The sequence below is a fragment of the Rhizobium sp. R634 genome, assembly GCF_002211305.1.
GTDB lineage: Bacteria > Pseudomonadota > Alphaproteobacteria > Rhizobiales > Rhizobiaceae > Rhizobium.
In genome coordinates, this window is the sequence record NZ_LOKW01000023.1 from 133,169 (window position 1) to 150,409 (window position 17,241).

The window sequence follows — 17,241 nt, forward strand, 5'->3', positions numbered from 1 at the left end:
CTTCCATCTGCGAGGGTGAAGAGGGCGCGCTTTGTCCGCGCCCTCCATGCGTCAGGCCTTGAAGTACTCGAGGAGCTTCTCATTCGGCATTTCTGTCGGAGCCCAGTAAGCGTCCGTGAGATCGGAGCGGTAAAACTGTGCAAGATTGTCGTCGACGATCGGCTTGGGCCGGTTGGTCCAGTTGCGCTGGATCGGCTTGCCTTCGAGAAGCGCGAAGGCCGCACGCAGGGCTGCCGTCGAAAGAGCCGGAGGGCAAATGGGCCCAATCGAAGAGAGCTTTTCGTCATTCCAACGACGCATCCAACCGTTGAGCGCTTCTCCCGTGATCGGTGGAATGGTGGAAGCCCCGGCTTCCTGCAGCGCGTCCAAGACCCCGAGCGACATGTTCGCGCCGTCAGTCCAGACCCCGGCGACATCTGGATCAGACAGATAGAGGCTTTCGGCTATCTTCTTTGAGTCCTCGTAGGACCAGCTGCCGTGCTGGGTTGAGGTGATTTGGAGACCGGACTTGCTGAAGACTTCCATCGCCCCGGCATAACGATCAGCATCGATCGGATGTCCGGCGACGCCACGCAGCACCCACACTTTTCCCTTGTTGCCCAGCTTATCGACCAGGAACTGCGCCATCACCCGGCCGAAGTAGAAGTCGTCGCCTTGGACCTGCACCGTGAATTCGTCGGTGTCGACGCGACCGAGATAGACGACCGTCGGAATGCCGGCAGCCTTCGCCTTCCTGATGCCTTCCACGGCCGAGCCTGTCGTAAGCGGCGCAATGATGATTGCATCTACCTTTTGTGCGATCAGATCCTCGATGTCGGCGACCTGTTTTGAGGCGTTGAGGTCGGCGCTTCGGAATTGATAGTCGCCGACACGAGCCTTGTTCCTGCTGATTTCGTATTCGGCCTCGAATGCGGTTTGATAGGTGTGCGTCGAACCGGCCAGGCCATAGTGGCTGTGACCAATCTTCCAGAGACCTGACTTGGCAAACTTACCAGCGTCGACGACGGGGTTTTCCCCTTCGGACGGCCAAGTGTCGGGTAGCAGGGTGATCGTATCCTCTGCCCGCAGGATGCCCGGTATTCCGAACGCGCCAGCTGCAATCAAGGCACTGCCCGTCTGTAGGAATGTACGTCTTTTCATCGAAATTCTCCTCCTCTTGCCACCCAACGTGGCCATTTTGTCTGCGATCTGGAGCGCCGCTATCCTCCAGACATCGCCGAATTCTCCCCACAAACGGCAGATCGCATCATTATGAATAAGCAGACAATCTGTCAATAAACTATATTGAATTTCAGCTTTTCGACGTGTCTTCTGTGTTATCATACTGATTTATTTATTCTTTTATTGGTGCTTGGTTCGATATAGCAATAAGACAAAGCAGCCACCCGTTACCTCACCCCACGAGCGCGCCAACAGGAAACAGAGGAGACCGCGCCTCGCCGGCGAGGTTCATAAAAAGGACGTTTGGAGCCATAATCGCTACCATCGCCCGGAAAACGAGACCGCGAGGCAGGAAATACGGGCACCACCGTCAGCCGGCGCGTTCGATGAACGCCACGTCAGTCAATCTGTCACGCGAATTCCAGTTTTAAGACAGCCAACAATTCGGACCAAGATCTAGATCGGCCGAATGCCCTGAGGAAGCAATTGATATTACATTGATTTGGTTCTTTACATGTCCGTGTAACGCGCTGGGATGGCCTCAGCGAGCATCTTGGCTCACTGAAGATAATTGACTGATTGTCTGCGAACGCCTACAAGTGTCACCTACCGGCCGAGCGCGCACTGAAGGAGTCATTTTATGAAAGAAGCATACGCTGCAATTTCGCGCGAAAAGGCAAAGCCTCTTGTTCTGGAGTGCATCGGTATCGATCAACCTCGCCCCGACGAAATCCTCGTCCGTATCGTGGCGAGCGGTGTCTGCCACACCGACATGGTTGTTCGCGACCAAGGATATGACGTACCGCAGCCCGTGGTTCTCGGCCATGAAGGCTCCGGCGTCGTGGAAGTGGTCGGGGCCGATGTAAAAGAGCTTTCGCCCGGCGACCACGTGGCTCTAAGCTACGCATATTGCGGGAAATGCGAGAAGTGCCGGGGAGGCACGCCTTATTATTGTGAAGACTTTTTCGGCAGAAATTTCCGTGGCACCCGGCCGGATGGCAGTTGCCCGCTACATGATTCACACGGTACCCAGATCAGCGGGTGCTTCTTCGAGCAGTCTTCTTTCGCCACCTATGCCATCGCCAGCGAGCGCAACGCGGTCAAGGTTTCCAAAGATGTTCCTCTCGAACTCATGGGACCGCTGGGCTGCGGGCTGCAAACTGGCGCCGGAGCGGTTCTCAACTGCCTCAAGCCCCAACCGGGATCTTCCATTGCAGTGTTCGGCGCGGGTGCGGTCGGCATGGCAGCCGTCATGGCGGCGAAGATCGCCGGATGCTCGACCATTATCGTGATCGACCTTAACGATGAACGTCTCTCACTGGCGATTGAACTGGGTGCAACCCACATCATAAACGCCCGCAATAGGGATAGCGTCAAGGCGATCAGGGAAATCATTCCCGAAGGCGCAGACTTCAGTCTCGAATGCACGAGCTCGCCGAAGGTGTTTCGCCAGGCGGTCGATTGCCTCGGCACCCCAGGAACCTGTGGACTGGTCGGATCGTCCGCGCTCGGAACGGAAGGGATCGTCGATATCGGCAACTTTCTGTTCGGCCGTACGCTCGTCGGTGTGGTCGAAGGCCAGAGCATTCCCTCCAAATTCATACCCGAGCTCATCGAATACTGGCAGCAGGGACGGTTCCCGTTCGACAAGCTCGTCCAGTTCTACGATCTAAACCAGATCAACGAGGCAATGGCCGATTCCGAGAGCGGCAAGGTCATCAAGCCAATCCTGCGCATGAAGCACTAAGCTCTCGTCACAAACATTGTCCAGAAGTCAGCCTCCCAAGGCAACGTCCGGCGGGGCCGTGGTCGTCACGGTCTCGCCCGGACACTCTGGAACGCAGGTGTGAGGCGCAACCCCGTTTCATCATTGCAACGCGACCAGGTCGCGGTAACGGTAGTGGGCTCTTCCAGGTCAAAATATTAGTCTGCGACGGCGCAATTTCTCGGCGATCCGTGCCCCCCTCATCAAGGCCTTGCGGCAGTTGACGACCGCACGTCATTCAACTGATGCTGCCCTTGGGCCATAAGAGCACTCGGGCCGGCAGGCCGAGCGTCCCCCGACACGTGCGCCTTGCGTCGACGTGCCACCAGCAAAATGCCAGACAATCGGCGATGATTTTGCCAGCGAGTGGCCGGTGGCGCGCTTTCTCCGTCCCGTCGAAAAATACCAACGAAACTTTCGAGATGGGTCATCAGGCGTTGGGCCAACGGAAGCCTTAAGCAGACAGACCCACGACAAAGCCGAGTCTCGCCCCTGCCTCTCTCCGCACGTTCCGACGTTCCATTGCCGTTCTGCCCTCGACGTTCGCCTGGGCAGCGTGATCGGCCGGGTCCTGCTCGCGGTCGGCCGCCTCGTTTTGAAGGCTGTCGGCGCGGTCTTGACCAAGACTCTCCCCGCCTTCTGCAGAATGTGTCATCGGGCTTCCGTGACGAGCTCAAACCTTGCTGGTGGCGAGCCTTAAGACCCACCACCAGCCGTTGGACTATGACTGTATGCCGCCCATGCAGACGTATTTCATGGAAAGGAAGTCATCCATGCCGTATTTCGAGCCCTCGCGGCCGAACCCCGACTGCTTGACGCCGCCGAACGGTGCAACCTCCGTGGAGATCAGGCCCGTGTTGACGCCGACCATCCCGTACTCCAGGGCCTCCGTAACCTTCCAGACGTTTCGAAGGTCGTTGGCGTAGAAGTAGGCGGCCAGACCGAACTCTGTGTCGTTGGCCAGTTCAATGACCTCTTCCGTCGTTTTGAACCTGAAGACAGGAGCGAGCGGCGCAAAGGTCTCCTCTCGTGCGACCTTCATTTCCTTCGTGGCTTCCGAGAGAAGCGTCGGCTGGACGAAGGTGCCACCACGCTCGTCCCTTGCGCCGCCCACAACGATCTTCGCACCCTTACCGACCGCGTCATCGATGTGACTATAGAGCTTCGCCACCGCATCCTCGTTGATCAGCGGACCGATGGTGGCTCCATCCTCGAACCCGTCAAGGACCTTGAGCGCGGAAACCCGCGCCGCGAGTTTCTCTATGAAGCGGTCGTAGACCCCGCTCTGGACGTAGAGACGGTTGGCGCAAACGCAGGTCTGGCCGGCATTGCGGAACTTGGACAGCATCGCTCCTTCCACGGCCTCGTCGAGGTCGGCATCGTCGAAGACGATGAAGGGAGCGTTGCCGCCGAGTTCGAGGCTGAGCTTCATGATCTTTTGTGCGCCCTGCGCCATCAGGATTCGGCCGACCTCGGTAGACCCTGTGAAGGTCAGCTTCTTGACAACGGGGTTCGAGCAGACTTCTTCACCGAACATCCGGGCGTTGTCTGTCGGCAGGACGCTGAACAGGCCGCCAGGTATTCCCGCGCGCTCAGCGAGTATGGCAAGAGCAAGGGCCGACAATGGGGTTTCGGCGGCCGGCTTGAAGATGATGGCGCAGCCGGATGCCAGCGCCGGGGCGATCTTGCGGCAGACCATGGCGGAAGGAAAGTTCCAGGGCGCGATGGCCGCCACCACGCCGACGGGCTGTTTGATGACTATCAGGCGCTTGTCGGCCTGATGCCCCGGAATGGTGTCGCCGTAAACGCGCTTGGCTTCTTCCCCGAACCATTCAATGTAGGAAGCGCCGTAGGCGACCTCTCCGCGTGCCTCGGCCAGAGGCTTGCCCATCTCGGACGTCAGGATGATCGCGAGGTCCTCGGTGTTGGCCGTGACGAGGTCGAAGAACTTCCGCATGACGCCGGCACGTTCCTTGCCCGATCGTGCGGCCCACTTTTTCTGGGCGAGTTTGGCGACGTCGATGGCTTCGCGGACGTCCTGGAGTCCTGCGCTCGGGAGGCTCGCAATCACGTCCCCGGTCGAGGGATTGTGGACCTGGATCGTCTTGCCGCTCGCGCCCTCTTTTCGCCACTCGCCTCCTACCAGCATTTCCTCGCGTACCAGGGAGGGGTCTTTCAGGCGATCCAGTAGAGCGGTGGAGATAGCCATTGGTATTCCTTTCGATGCAACGTTCAAATCTGATTACGGATGTGTGGTGAGCGGGCGTAGATCGCGACCATGGGGACGATCAGCAACCCTACGACGGCCTGTTGTGCCGGGAAACTGAGCCCCAGGCCGACGAGAAGCGAGGTCAGGACAGTAAGGACGAGGACGCCGAGGACCGTCGCTCCATACCCGCCGGCACCGCCTAGAAGAGACGTTCCGCCGATAACGACCGCCGCCACGGTGGTGAACAGATAGGGATCACCGACCCCGACAAAACCGCCGCCGGAGAAACCGAGGAGCAGCATTCCGGTGAGTGCCGACATCGCCCCGCTGACGCTGTGGATCACTGTCCAGATCTTGAATTCCGAGATTCCGAGGCGGGCGGCGGCCGTGCGGCTCCCGCCAACAGCATAGAGGCTCCGGCCAAACCAGGTGTTGTGCATTATCCAGCCCAGAGCGACGGCGATGAAAGCCCATATGACGATAACCGGTGGAAATGGCAGACCGAAGAACCTGCCATTGAACGCCGAAAGGTTGCGAAGCCATCCGGGGACGGGCGCAAAGACGGTACCGCCGAACTGCGATCCGAGCGAGGTGTAGATCTGGACCGCCCCGACGGCGGCAAAACCAAGACCGAGCGACATGATCAGCGCCTGACCCTGCAGCCGGAAGCTGAGGGCGCCGTTGCAAGCCCCGACCAAAATGCCAAGGAGAAGCACGACGATCATGGCGACGGGGGCGGGAAGACCCGCCACCATGAGGCTTGGAAGCAGGATATTGGCGCCACCGATGATGTATGGGATGGAAAGATCCAGCGCTCCAACGAGCGCGCAGAGCGTCTGCCCAACAGACGCCAGCCCAAGGAAGGCGGCGAGAAGGAGGATCGATCGCGCGTTCTGCGGCGACACGAAGCCCGGCACGAGCAGGGCTCCAAGAATGAGCAGACACGCAAGGAGACAGAAGCCGATCGAAATACTCTTGTGCTTGCGCAAAGGGCTGGCGCCACGGGTCGCGCCGATTTCTGTGTTCAAGACAGTGGAGATCATTTCCTTACTCCTCACGCGACAGTGCGGCGGCTGATGACGAAGACGTTCACGAGAAGTGACCCAACGAGGATCAGGCCAAAGGCCAGTTGCGTGACGAAGCCGGAAACCGTCCCGAAGTTGAAAGTGGACAGAAGATACGAGATGAGGAACATGTTGATCGCGCCGAGCGTCGAGCCGAGCGCACCGCCGCGGCCCCCGGAGAGACTAGCTCCGCCAAGGACCAGCGCCGTCACCGCTTGCAGCGTGTAGGTGCTGCCCTGGGTCGGGTCGCCGGATGAGATCAGCGCGGTGTAGCTCAATGCGGCGAGCCCAGCAAAAACGCCGCCGACCGTATGGGCGATGATGCGCACTACGTCGACCTGCACACCGCTGGTATAGGCCATCCGCTCGTCAGCGCCTGTCATCCGCAGGTTGCGGTAAAACATCGTGCCCCTCAGGACGCCCCAGATTGCGAAAGCGCCGAGCAGAAGCAACAGGACAGGCGAAAATATGCTCGTTCCCGCGCCCCAGCTTAGCATCCAGTCTGGAGCGACACCGCCGGGACGCGACATGACCATCAGGTTGACGCCCGACAGAACGAGGAAACCGGAGAGCGTGACGATGATGGGCGCGACGCGCACATAGATGATCACAAGTGCTTGCACCAGCTGGAACGCTGCTCCCAATCCCACCGCCCAGGCAATGATGGCCAACGGGTGCGTGATGCCGTTGCCGACGAGCCACGTAATGAGCGTGACGTTGACGAAGCCCATGAGCGGGCCCACGGAAAGGTCCACCGCTCCGCGGCCCGCCATGACGATCGGTGTTATCGCGAGCGTGGTCAGGATCAGCGGCGTTGCAACCAGAATGGCTCCGGCCAGACCATTGTTCGTGAACAGACCCTGGCCCCGGAAGGCGACAGCGCAAAGGAGGACGAGGAAAAGCCCGGCCGGAACGAACAACGAGCGGTCCTGCGTGACTTGACGGAAAGCGGTTACGGACATCATGCGGTCCTTTCCAGATCGAAATCAACGGAAGCGTCCCGGGCTTTCCCGAACATAGCGGCGAGGATTGGTGCCTCGGCGATTTCCTCGCCGGTCAGGGATCGAAACAACGTTCCCCCGAAGAACACGTCGACGCGATCGGCAAACCCGATGAACTCCTCGATCTCACTCGAGACGTAGATGACACTGCCGCCTTTTTCAGCGAACAGACGTAACTCCCGGTAGAGGTCACGCTTAGTGCCGAGATCGACACCGCGCGCGGGGTCATTCAGGAGGATGACTTGGGGATCGTTTGCGAAGGCGCGCCCGATAAGCACCTTCTGCTGGTTGCCGCCCGACAGTGAGGTGATCCTGTTCGACGGGCTGCCGATCTTGATGCGCAGACGATCCACTTCGCGCTTAAACATGGATTTCAGCGTGGGCTTGCGGATCACGCCCAGGGGTCCGAGCGTCTTCCTGTAGACACCGATGGCGAGGTTTTCGAAGATGCTTTGTTGCGGGAAGATACCCTCGCGCTTGCGATCCCCGGAGACGTAGGAAACACCGAGCTTCGCCGCATCGTCGAGCGATTGCAGCGCGATCATCTTGTCCGTATCAACCGAGCGGACCTTCACCTCGCCACCGAACGGCTGGATGATGCCGGCCAAGACGCGGATAAAAGCGTCCTGCCCCTGCCCATCAAGCCCGGCTACGCCGACGATGCTCCCCTTGGGAAGGTCGAAATCGAATAGGCGCGCCGACCTGTGCGCGGCGAGACCCGTCGCGGTTAGTATGAGAGGGGCCGATAGCGCCTTCTTTCGGGAGGCGTATTCTGTCGCATCGCTGGCGCGCCGATCTGCCGGCGTCATCATGGACAGCAGGTTTTCCTCGGTAATCTCATCCTTTCCGAGCGTACCGACAGTTATCCCATCACGCAGGATCGTCGCACGGTCGGCGATACGCACGAGTTCCGCGATCCGGTGGGTTACGATGAGGATCGTCGCGCCCTCGGCACGAAGGCGGTCGATTTCCGCGTGGAGCCGGAGGGTCGAGTCGAGGTCGAGCGCGGCCGAAGATTCGTCGAGGATCAGCACCTGCGGCCTGCGAAGAATAGCCCGTGCGATGACGATCCACTGTTTGATGCTGAGCGGCAGGCTGCCTGCCAGTTGATCGAGGTCTACGGATTTTCCAACGAGCCGCGCCAGGATTTCAGCTGCTTCGCTCCGCCGATCGCCGGTCGACTGCGAACGAAAAACACCGTCGCGACCGACATAGAGGTTCTCGAATACGCTAGCCTCGTCAGCAACCAGGACTTCTTGGAAGATGGTGGTCAGGCCGACCCGCTTGGCGTCGACGGGCGAGGCAACCTTTTCACCCAGGATCGTGACCTTGCCTGCGTCCGGGTGCAAAACGCCCGACATGATCTTGGCCATCGTGCTCTTGCCGCTGCCGTTTTCGCCAACGATGGCGTGCACCTCCCCGGCCCGGGCCTCGAAGTCGCACTTCTTGAGTGCCTTCGTCTCCCCGAACGCCTTGGCGACATCTACCATTCTGACTGTTATCTCGCTGCCCATCGCAGACCTCCCACCCGCAACGTCCGCCAAGGCGGCTTTTACGATCTTTCAACGGTCGCCCGGCAGTTATGCCACCGGGCGGATCCGGCTTACTTGGCTACCGGCTTCCAGGGATCGGCAGGACGCTCGAAGTACTGGTCGGCAATCGCACTTGGGAACCATCCGTCCGCCTTCGGTTCGACGAAATCCGTCGAGTTCACATCGCAATCCTCGGGGATCGAAGCGCGAACGTCATCGATGGTGAACGGCAGGACAGGGCGCAGGAAGGACTGTACCTTCGGCCCCTGCCCTTCGAGCGTGCGAAGCATGATCTCCCACATCTGCTGCATCTCGCGGCGCGGCGGCCAGATATGGAAGCCAGCATCGACCCATTCTGGATGCTGGCGCCAGTAACATGCCGCCGAAGCCTCGCCGCCCAGCGTAATGGGCACCATGTCACGACCCGACTGGAGCATGGCATTCAACACGCCGTTCTCCTGCGCGCCCTGTGTCAGAATACCGTCAATCTGAATGGGGTTCGTCGCCAGAAATTTCTGCACCTCGACCTGTGCTACCTGGTCGGTCCACTTGCCAGCCACTTCGCCGACAATCTTGATGTCGGGATACTTTGCCAGCGCTTCTTTGGCGGCCTTGTCGAAGCTGTCGGATGAGGCGAAGCCAGGGATGCCCGACACGAGAAGCACGTTGCCTTTCTTGCCGATCTTGTCTGCGAGCCAGGTCGCCATCTCGCCGCCGCCCTGCGCGTGATTGGCAGCGCCGTTGATCGCGTAAGGCGACGTCACGTATCCCGAAAACGAGAAAACAGGAACGCCTGCCTTATAGGCGTACTCGATCGTCTGGTTGAGGGCGGTGACGTTCGAGCAGCAGATGATGATGGCATCGACCCCATCATCAACCATCTGGCGCATCTGCTGAATCTGGACGGCGTCCTTGAGGTCGGACTGAGTGACCACGACTTCAGATACAAGCCCCGCTTCCTTGGAGCGCGGCAAGAGTTCATTCATGACGGCATCGAGGGCGGCTGCGCGCCACGTGTTGCCGGCATAGCTACTGGCGTAGCCGATCTTCCACGGCGGTCCTTTCTTTGGCTTGAAGTCCTTATAGGCGCTCGCTCCGAGCGGAACCTGCGGGTCGACGACCTCGTAGATTTTCTTCTCGTTGGGGGGGAGCTGGTCGACGCCGTCAGCCCAAGCAGTGGTCGTCAGGGCGCTGACCGCGATCAGCGCCCCCATGGTTCCGGTTAAACTCCGTCTCATTGGATGCTCCTCCCAAGAGATTGTTTCAGGCGACCTTCGCCCTGGTTGCGGATGCCTGCTGGATTTCCTCGAGGATCGGCAGCAGGTATTTTCTGAACTCGGTGTAGTCTTCAGTGACCGGGAAATGACCGAGCTTCTCCATCGTCCAGAACTTGCTGCCCTTGACGAGATCGGCGGCGATCTTGGTGTCGGCCGGGGAGGTATTCGGATCGTATTCGCCCGTCAGGAAGTACAGCATGCACTTCGACGTATCGATCTTGCTCGCCTCTTCGGGCGAGACATTGTGGTCGTAGTAGTAGTAATAGAGGTCACCTGCGAAGACGCCCGGACCGCCGCAGCTATATTCCCACTGGATTTCGCGGACATTGGCTTCTGGTGAGTAGGGCGAGATATTGAGCATCATCGCCGCGCCTATGGAGGTGCGGTTCACGTTTGGGTTGTCGAATTCTTTCCTAATGCCTGCCATGCCGACATCGACATATTCGGCAGCCGAGCGCAGTGCCCCTTCGACGGAGATAGTAGCGCGGAAGTTGTCGGGGTAATTCGACGCCAGATCGATAGCAAGATGTCCGCCCATCGAGCTACCCATATAAACGGGGCGGTCCAGACCAAGCGCCTTAGAGAGTTCCAGTTGGAAATCCATCATGAACTTCTTGGTCATGTTGTACTCTTTCTCCCACCAGCGAACGCCGTGTGGAGGAAGAGACTTCCCGTGATAGGGCAAGTCGAACGCGATAACGCGGAAGTTCTTGGTCACGTCTTCGTCGCAGAGCGTGTGGCGGTACTGGCGGCCGTCGGAGCCCGCCGTGTGACCGACAAGCAAGGGAATGCCCTCTCCGGCTTCCTCGTAATAGACGCGATATTCGATGCCTTCGATCGTCAGGTAGACGTAACGGCCCGTGATTGGATCATGCCTGGTCATGCTGCTACTCCTTCCGGGCAGGCTTCGCGCATCAGGTTCGTCATGCGATTGAGCGCAGGGAGATACGCGAAGGTTTCGTTATTGTTGCTAAGGAACAGACCGTGTTTGATGTTTGACGACTGCAGGCACTGATAAAACGGCCGCGGCTTCTTCTGGAGAAGCGCGTCCCACTGTTCACCCGTGCCCCGGATGACGATCTTGCACTTCTCGTCGTCGTAGGCGGCTTCTTCGACCTTCACCATCTTGCCGTCTTCGAAGTGGAGTGCGACGCTGCGGGTCGGAAAATCGCATTTGATAATGCCGTTGAGATAACGGGTTTCGCGCTTGAACTCGAAGTCCTCCAGCGCCAGTTTTTTGAACTTCTCGAGATCGATGGCCAAGTTCGGCTCCTCCCTGGTTAAAACGGCGCGGCCGATCCACGCCTTTCAAAATTTTCCGCCACGCCCAGCGGCGGCGGCTTCAGATGCCCATTTCGTTGAAGACCTCCTGGGCGTTTCGGAAGCTGTCGATGCCCGCCGGTACGCCGGCGTAGATCGCGACCTGCAGGAAAATCTCCTGGATTTCCTCCTTGGTGAGGCCGTTGTTGATCGCGCCGCGCACGTGGCCCTTGAGCTCATGCGGACGATTGAGAACAGAGATCATGCCAAGGTTCAGAATGGACCGCGCGCGCCTGTCGAGGCCTGGTCGATTCCAGATCTCGTTCCAGCAATACTCAGTGACGAGCTGCTGCATAGGCCAGGTGAAGTCGGTCGCCTTACCGAGTGCTGCGTCGACATAAGCATCGCCCATGACTTCACGACGCGTCGCCAGCCCTTGAGCGAACTGTTCCGAAGGGACAGGCCGCTCCTTGCCGTGTGTTTTCACTTTCGTTTCTTTCGTGGCGGTCATTCGACAACGCTCCTAGCTTTACTGTCTACGACAAGATCAACTGATTATCAGACAATCTGTCTGTTTCGCGCGAATTCTCGAGTTTCCGAGGCTAATTGTGATCTTCGACGTATCGGATGATGCGGGTATGGTCCTCGGATGGGCCTAGCGCCTTCTGTGCAGCATCCCAGGCGTCTGCTGTGCTGGCGAGAGCATCGAGGCGAAGACCAAGCGTCTTGGCGAGATCGGCGGCGATGCGGATATCCTTGGCCATCAGGCCAATGGCAAATCCCGACCCGAACGTCTCAGAGAGGATGAACTGCTTCATCTTCACTTCGGTGGCGTTGTTCTTTCCAGACGACGAGTTGAGAATATCGACGATCGTCGCCGGCTCCAGGCCGAAGGCACGTCCAAGAAGGACACCCTCGATCGCCGCGAGCACACCTGCACCGGATACGAAGTTGTTAATCGCTTTCATCGCGTGACCCGAGCCAACTGGCCCCGTCCGGAACACCTGTTGTCCCACTGCCTTTAGCAGCGGCTCGGCCTCCTCGATATCAGCATCCTCCCCACCGGCCATGATTGTCAAGGTGCCAGAAACGGCGCGCTTGACGCCTCCGGAGACCGGGGCGTCAACCAGCCGAAGGCCACGAGAAGCAAGTTCGAGACCGAGTTCCCTTGTGTCGTTTGGAGCAGACGAACTCATGTCTATGACGACGGCATTTTGCTTCAGGCCGCCACAGGCGTTTTCGCCCAGCAGCGCCTCGCGCACGATCTTGCCGTTCGGAAGCATGGTGATCACGAAACTGGCCCCGACCATGGCGTCAGAAATCGTTTCGGCGGCTCGCCCGCCCGCATCAGCGAGCTTTATCTTGGCGTCTTTCGAGAGGTCGAAACCGGCGACATCGAAGCCCGCCGAGATGAGATGTTGAGCCATAGGTTGGCCCATCGCGCCCAGCCCTATAAAGGCCACGCGCGTTGCGTTGAGTGTCGATGACATTTTTTCCTCCGGACGCGTGCGAGCAATGAAACCCGCCTTCCTTCAGAGAGGATTAAAAAGATTATCAGACAATCTGTCAATCGAAATTTTAAGTTTCTGGCGCTGCGTTCTTCCGGAGGTATTCAAGTGCGACCTTGGCAGCCTGGTCGATATGGAATTTGCAGGCCGCCGCCGCCAACGGCCCGTTGCGATTCTGGATTGCGTTCGCAATATCCCTAATTTCGGCAATGCTATGCGCAAGCCGTCCCGGTTGCGTCATGGTTGTCATTCGAAGGAGATTTATCCGATTATGCAGAGCTGTCAGCATTTGCCTTACGAACACGTTTTTGCTGCCGTCCATCAAACAGTTGTAAAACGCGTTTTTCGCATCTATGAGGCGCGCACCGACGCCACTTTCGGCAGCGGCTTCGAATTCGACCACCGCGGCTAGAAGTGTCGCTATGTCGGCGGCAGTGCCATGCTCAGCGAACTGCTGGCCCGCGAATCCTTCAAGAAGAGCCCGAACGGTATAGAGTTGCTGCGCTTCCTCGTAGGTGATCGTACTGACGACCGGTCCCTTATGGGGATAGCTTGTGATAATGCCTTCAGCTTCGAGCTGTCGCATTGCCTCGCGAACCGAGGTCCTGCCGACGCCCAGCATTTCGCAAAGTTCTCGCTCTACCAGTCGCTGGCCGGGCTTAAATCGCCCACTGGCTATCGCCTGACGTAGAGTCTCCTCAACTTTTACGCGCAACGTCGCACTTTGTCTGGATATCTGTAGGTCCGTCTGCATCGCCCGCCAACATCTGTAATCGGCTCACGCCGCGCTAAATCATTCTCTACATATGGAGGCATTCGCTCTTAATATCAATCCAGATTGTCTGAGAGCTGCCAGCCTCAATTGATCTCTTCGCGACAGCTTTGCCTGCTCGCCGTGTCTGACAGCCATAGACTTGCGGGCTCTTAAGTCGCGGATAGCGCCGCCAGCGCGATCTGACACGGTCCTACAGCTATGGCCTTGAAGTCGTCAGCGCATAGACTGGTGAGAGGGACAGAAGACGGCGCATATCGTGCTCGGTGGCCGCTCGCCTCGCAATCGCAAAAACTTCAAAAAATCTCGAGGCATGGCTAAGAGAAGGTTGGGCATCACGCATATTGCTGTCTCGGCGTTTTAAAGAACGCCGGACGATCTTGCTGCCCGTCAGAGGTTCGATCAGCCTCGCGCCCGCATTTCAGCCGAGGCAGTGTCTTCAAGCCATACGTTTTCCAGCCATTGCCTGAACGCGTTGACCTTTTCTGATCTGAGCCGCGAGCGGACATATGTGAGCGTGTGGCAACGAAGGTTGGGGCCTGTCATCCCGAACGGAAGGACGAGGTTACCTCTTTCCACATCCCGTTCAAGAAGCCGGTAGCTCTCCAGGCACACGCCGCGTCCTTCGACAGCGGTCGCGATCGCCATAAACGCATCGCGAAATCGAGCGCCGCGATTGACGTCAATCGCCAAGCCGTGGTCCTTCGCCCATTGTTGCCAGCTGTAAAGCGTCTGCTCCGACTTGATCAAGGTGTGGCCCACCAGATCCGATGGCTTGCGTATGGGCCGCTCGCCATTCGCCACCTCGGGAGAGCAGGCTACGACGATTGTCTCAAGGGGGAACTCCTCCGCCGCGATAGAGCCCAGTCGAGGAGCGCTGCCGTAGCAGATATCGACATCGACCGAGCCATCGGACAATTTTGCAGGATCCGATGTAGACAGAAGCCTGATTTCGATCGAGGGATACAATTCTTCGAACCGAGGCAATCTTGGCATAAGCCATAGCGAAGCCAGACTTGAAGCACAGCCGACGCTCAGGACGTCGACGCTGTTGCGCCGGCACACCTCATCGGTCGCCTGCTCAATCATCGAAAGCGCTTCTGAAAGATCACGGTGGTATCGCTCGCCAATCTCGGTGAGCGACACGTTCCTTCCAATGCGGTGAAAGAGTTTTTCCCCAAGGTCGTCTTCCATCAGCCTGATTTGGTGGCTGATCGCCGAGGGAGTAAGCTGCAGCTGGGCAGCAGCCTCGAGAAATGAACCCTTTCTGCCGGCTGCGACGAACGACTGTATTGCACGAATGGATGGAAGTGACGTCATCACGTTCTCGATCCATAGACATCTGATCTAAGAGCACAGCGGGTCATAGCAATGCTACCTTGCGCGCGGCACGGTGGCCAAACTCGGACCGAATACTCTCACCTGCAGCAATCCGCTTGATGTCTCCGAGAACTTGCGAGAAGTCTGCGAGGCTCGAGGTGCCAAAGCCCATATAGACCTGCTTGAACAGCTGATAGAGGGTCTCATAACGTCCGCGCGTGCTCGGATCAGGCTCAAACTTTCTGTAGCCCACGCACATGGCTGCCTGAGCGCTCTCGATTGATCCATGATCTTTGGATGCAAGAGCGGCGAATATTCCCGAACCGAGACCGGTCGGAATACCGTCGGGGACCAATATGGGCTTGCCTATAACATTGGCGTAGATCTGGTTGAGGATGTCGTTCCTTTGCGGGATACCTCCCCCATTAATGACGCGGTTGACTGGAACGCCGTGCTGCTCCATCCGCTCCAGGACAACCCGTGTGTGGAAAGCCGTACCTTCAATCGCGGCATACAGTTCGTCCTGCGCTGTATGGCCGAGATGCCAGCCAAGCGTCATTCCACCAAGGTCGGAGCGGACGAGAACCGTCCGGTCCCCGTTGTCCCAGGGGAGACGCATCAGACCGGTCTTTCCGCCTTCGATGCTTTCCAGGCCTTCAGCGAGCCTGGACACCGTCGTGCCGGCACGTCGTGCTATTGCGTCGAACAGGTCGCCTGTCGCAGACAGGCCTGCCTCAACTCCCACAAGGTCTGGATGTGCACTCCCTGGGACGACGCCGCAAACACCGGGGATTAGCTTCACACGTTCACTAACGGCAATGATACAGGTCGACGTACCGATCACATTGACGACGTCCCCCAGACGGCAGCCAGCGCCAATTGCATCCCAATGGGCATCAAACGCACCCGTGGGAACTGGTATCCCGGCGGTCAGGCCGAGTCGTTCGCCCCAGTATGTGCTGAGCCCACCTGCGATCGAAGCAGAGGTCTGATATGTTCCGCCAATCTTCTCGCGCACGCCGTCGAAAAGCGGATCGACGCGGGACAAGAAAGCCTGCGAGGGCAAGCCACCCCATTTCGGGTTCCACATCCACTTGTGTCCCATGGCGCAGACGCTGCGCACCATGCGAGCCGTGTCGGTCACTCCGGTGAGGACCGCGGCTGCCATGTCGCAATGTTCCACGGCGGTCCCAAAGCGCTCGCGCTGGTCGGGGTTGTGGCGCATCCAGTGGAGAAGCTTGGCAAAGCCCCACTCGTGGGAATAGGTTCCGCCGCACCATTCAATTGCTTCAATGTGCATGTCGTGCGCCATCGCCGTTATCTCTTCGGCTTCCGCTTTGGCGCGGTGGTCACACCAGAGGTAGTAGTCCCCCAAAGGCTGCATATTTTTGTCGACAGGCAACACCGAGGACCCCGTCGTGTCGACCGCAATCGCGCGGATCTCCTTGGAATCTACGCCGCATTCGTCGATCACTCGATGCATCGCCAGCACAAGCGCTTCCATATGATCTACGTGGGACTGCGTTGCCAGGTCGGGATCGGAACGACGCCGCTCGAGAGGATATTCCGCGACGCAGGTTCCAAGGGAACCCTTCTCGGAATTAGCTAGCGTTACCCGCACGCTCAAGGTTCCGAAATCAACTCCTGCTACAATCGACATGATAATCCTACTTGAAACTGTCTGGCTGGCCGTAGGTCGCCGACTGGCCGTGCTTGCGTTGATAGTGGAGGTCCAGCAAAGCGTCGGAAATTTCTGGATCGTCCTGGTTCAGTTGCCGGGCGTGGAAGGCAATCTTGGCGACAGCCTCGAGCATCTCCGCGTTATGAACGGCGTCGGCTGCGTCCTTGCCCCAGCAGAAGGGACCGTGATCGTTAACCAGGGCTGCGGGGACGGAGAGCGGCGCATTGTTTCCGAGTGCCTCGACGATGACCTTGCCCGTGTTGCGGACGTAACCGTCTATGATTTCGTCGTCGCGCAGCTTGCGAGTAACGGGGATCGTTCCGTTGAAATAGTCGGCATGGGTCGTTCCCATGGCAGGGATACCCCGGCCGGATTGGGCCCACACCGTCGCGAAGAACGAGTGCGTGTGGACCACGGCACCGATAGACTTGAAGCTTTTGTAGAGTTCCAGGTGCGTATCGAGATCAGACGAAGGTCGCAGCGTGCCCTCTCGGATATTGCCATCGAGGTCGGTTACAACGATATCTGCGATCTGCATTGCCTTATAGGAAACGCCACTCGGTTTGATGGCGACAACACGCTTCTCGCGGTCGATAGCGCTGACGTTACCGAACGTCGAGATGACAAGGCCGCTATCGTAGAGCGCGGCATTTGCATCAAGAACGGACTTGCGGAGCTCGGAATATTTCAT

15 protein-coding genes are annotated in these 17,241 nt (G+C 58.7%); 1 reads left to right on the forward strand and 14 read right to left on the reverse strand.

The genetic code is table 11. The features are described from left to right. Positions 1-51: 51 nt before the first annotated feature. Positions 52-1,140: a substrate-binding domain-containing protein gene (locus ATY77_RS18615; RefSeq protein WP_088688505.1), complete on the reverse strand. Its 1,089-nt coding sequence runs from the start codon at positions 1,138-1,140 to the stop codon at positions 52-54. Positions 1,141-1,801: 661 nt separating this feature from the next. On the opposite strand from ATY77_RS18615, the gene ATY77_RS18620 reads away from it, so the two are divergent. Then, entirely contained in the window at positions 1,802-2,908 is a 1,107-nt protein-coding gene (locus tag ATY77_RS18620; RefSeq protein WP_088688506.1) for an NAD(P)-dependent alcohol dehydrogenase, read from the forward strand. 739 nt (positions 2,909-3,647) lie between these two features. Here ATY77_RS18620 and ATY77_RS18630 read toward each other — a convergent pair. The 13 genes from ATY77_RS18630 to araD all read right to left on the reverse strand — a co-directional run bounded on the left by ATY77_RS18630 (position 3,648) and on the right by araD (position 17,241). Continuing rightward, positions 3,648-5,135 carry an NAD-dependent succinate-semialdehyde dehydrogenase gene (locus ATY77_RS18630; protein ID WP_088688508.1) on the reverse strand — a complete coding sequence of 496 codons (1,488 nt, stop codon included), beginning with the start codon at positions 5,133-5,135 and terminating at the stop codon, positions 3,648-3,650. 23 nt (positions 5,136-5,158) lie between these two features. Beyond that, positions 5,159-6,178, reverse strand: coding sequence for an ABC transporter permease (locus tag ATY77_RS18635; protein WP_013984697.1), 1,020 nt, complete (start codon positions 6,176-6,178; stop codon positions 5,159-5,161). An 11-nt stretch (positions 6,179-6,189) separates the two neighbouring features. After that, positions 6,190-7,164 (reverse strand): ABC transporter permease, encoded by a 975-nt coding sequence (locus ATY77_RS18640; RefSeq protein ID WP_088688509.1) that lies wholly within the window; start codon positions 7,162-7,164, stop codon positions 6,190-6,192. After that, positions 7,161-8,714, reverse strand: coding sequence for a sugar ABC transporter ATP-binding protein (locus ATY77_RS18645; RefSeq protein WP_013984695.1), 1,554 nt, complete (start codon positions 8,712-8,714; stop codon positions 7,161-7,163). Before ATY77_RS18645 ends, ATY77_RS18640 begins: the two co-directional genes overlap by 4 nt. 89 nt (positions 8,715-8,803) lie before the next feature. Further along, on the reverse strand, positions 8,804-9,946 hold the full coding sequence (locus ATY77_RS18650) for an ABC transporter substrate-binding protein (protein ID WP_245314365.1): 1,143 nt from the start codon (positions 9,944-9,946) through the stop codon (positions 8,804-8,806). Between the two features lie 49 nt (positions 9,947-9,995). Then, complete coding sequence (locus tag ATY77_RS18655; RefSeq protein ID WP_064843734.1) at positions 9,996-10,892, reverse strand: alpha/beta hydrolase; 897 nt, start codon at positions 10,890-10,892, stop codon at positions 9,996-9,998. Next, positions 10,889-11,272, reverse strand: coding sequence for a hypothetical protein (locus ATY77_RS18660; protein ID WP_088688511.1), 384 nt, complete (start codon positions 11,270-11,272; stop codon positions 10,889-10,891). The genes ATY77_RS18655 and ATY77_RS18660 overlap by 4 nt, the downstream gene beginning before the upstream one ends. Before the next feature lie 79 nt (positions 11,273-11,351). Then, positions 11,352-11,780 carry a carboxymuconolactone decarboxylase family protein gene (locus ATY77_RS18665; protein WP_176439447.1) on the reverse strand — a complete coding sequence of 143 codons (429 nt, stop codon included), beginning with the start codon at positions 11,778-11,780 and terminating at the stop codon, positions 11,352-11,354. A gap of 91 nt (positions 11,781-11,871) precedes the next feature. Next, on the reverse strand, positions 11,872-12,759 hold the full coding sequence (locus tag ATY77_RS18670) for an NAD(P)-dependent oxidoreductase (RefSeq protein ID WP_088688512.1): 888 nt from the start codon (positions 12,757-12,759) through the stop codon (positions 11,872-11,874). A gap of 88 nt (positions 12,760-12,847) precedes the next feature. Continuing rightward, complete coding sequence (locus ATY77_RS18675) at positions 12,848-13,531, reverse strand: GntR family transcriptional regulator (RefSeq protein WP_015341888.1); 684 nt, start codon at positions 13,529-13,531, stop codon at positions 12,848-12,850. 420 nt (positions 13,532-13,951) lie between these two features. Next, positions 13,952-14,869 (reverse strand): LysR substrate-binding domain-containing protein, encoded by a 918-nt coding sequence (locus ATY77_RS18680; RefSeq protein WP_088688513.1) that lies wholly within the window; start codon positions 14,867-14,869, stop codon positions 13,952-13,954. A 43-nt stretch (positions 14,870-14,912) separates the two neighbouring features. Continuing rightward, positions 14,913-16,529, reverse strand: coding sequence for a ribulokinase (locus tag ATY77_RS18685; protein ID WP_088688514.1), 1,617 nt, complete (start codon positions 16,527-16,529; stop codon positions 14,913-14,915). Between the two features lie 7 nt (positions 16,530-16,536). Continuing rightward, entirely contained in the window at positions 16,537-17,241 is a 705-nt protein-coding gene (araD, locus tag ATY77_RS18690; RefSeq protein WP_088688606.1) for an L-ribulose-5-phosphate 4-epimerase AraD, read from the reverse strand.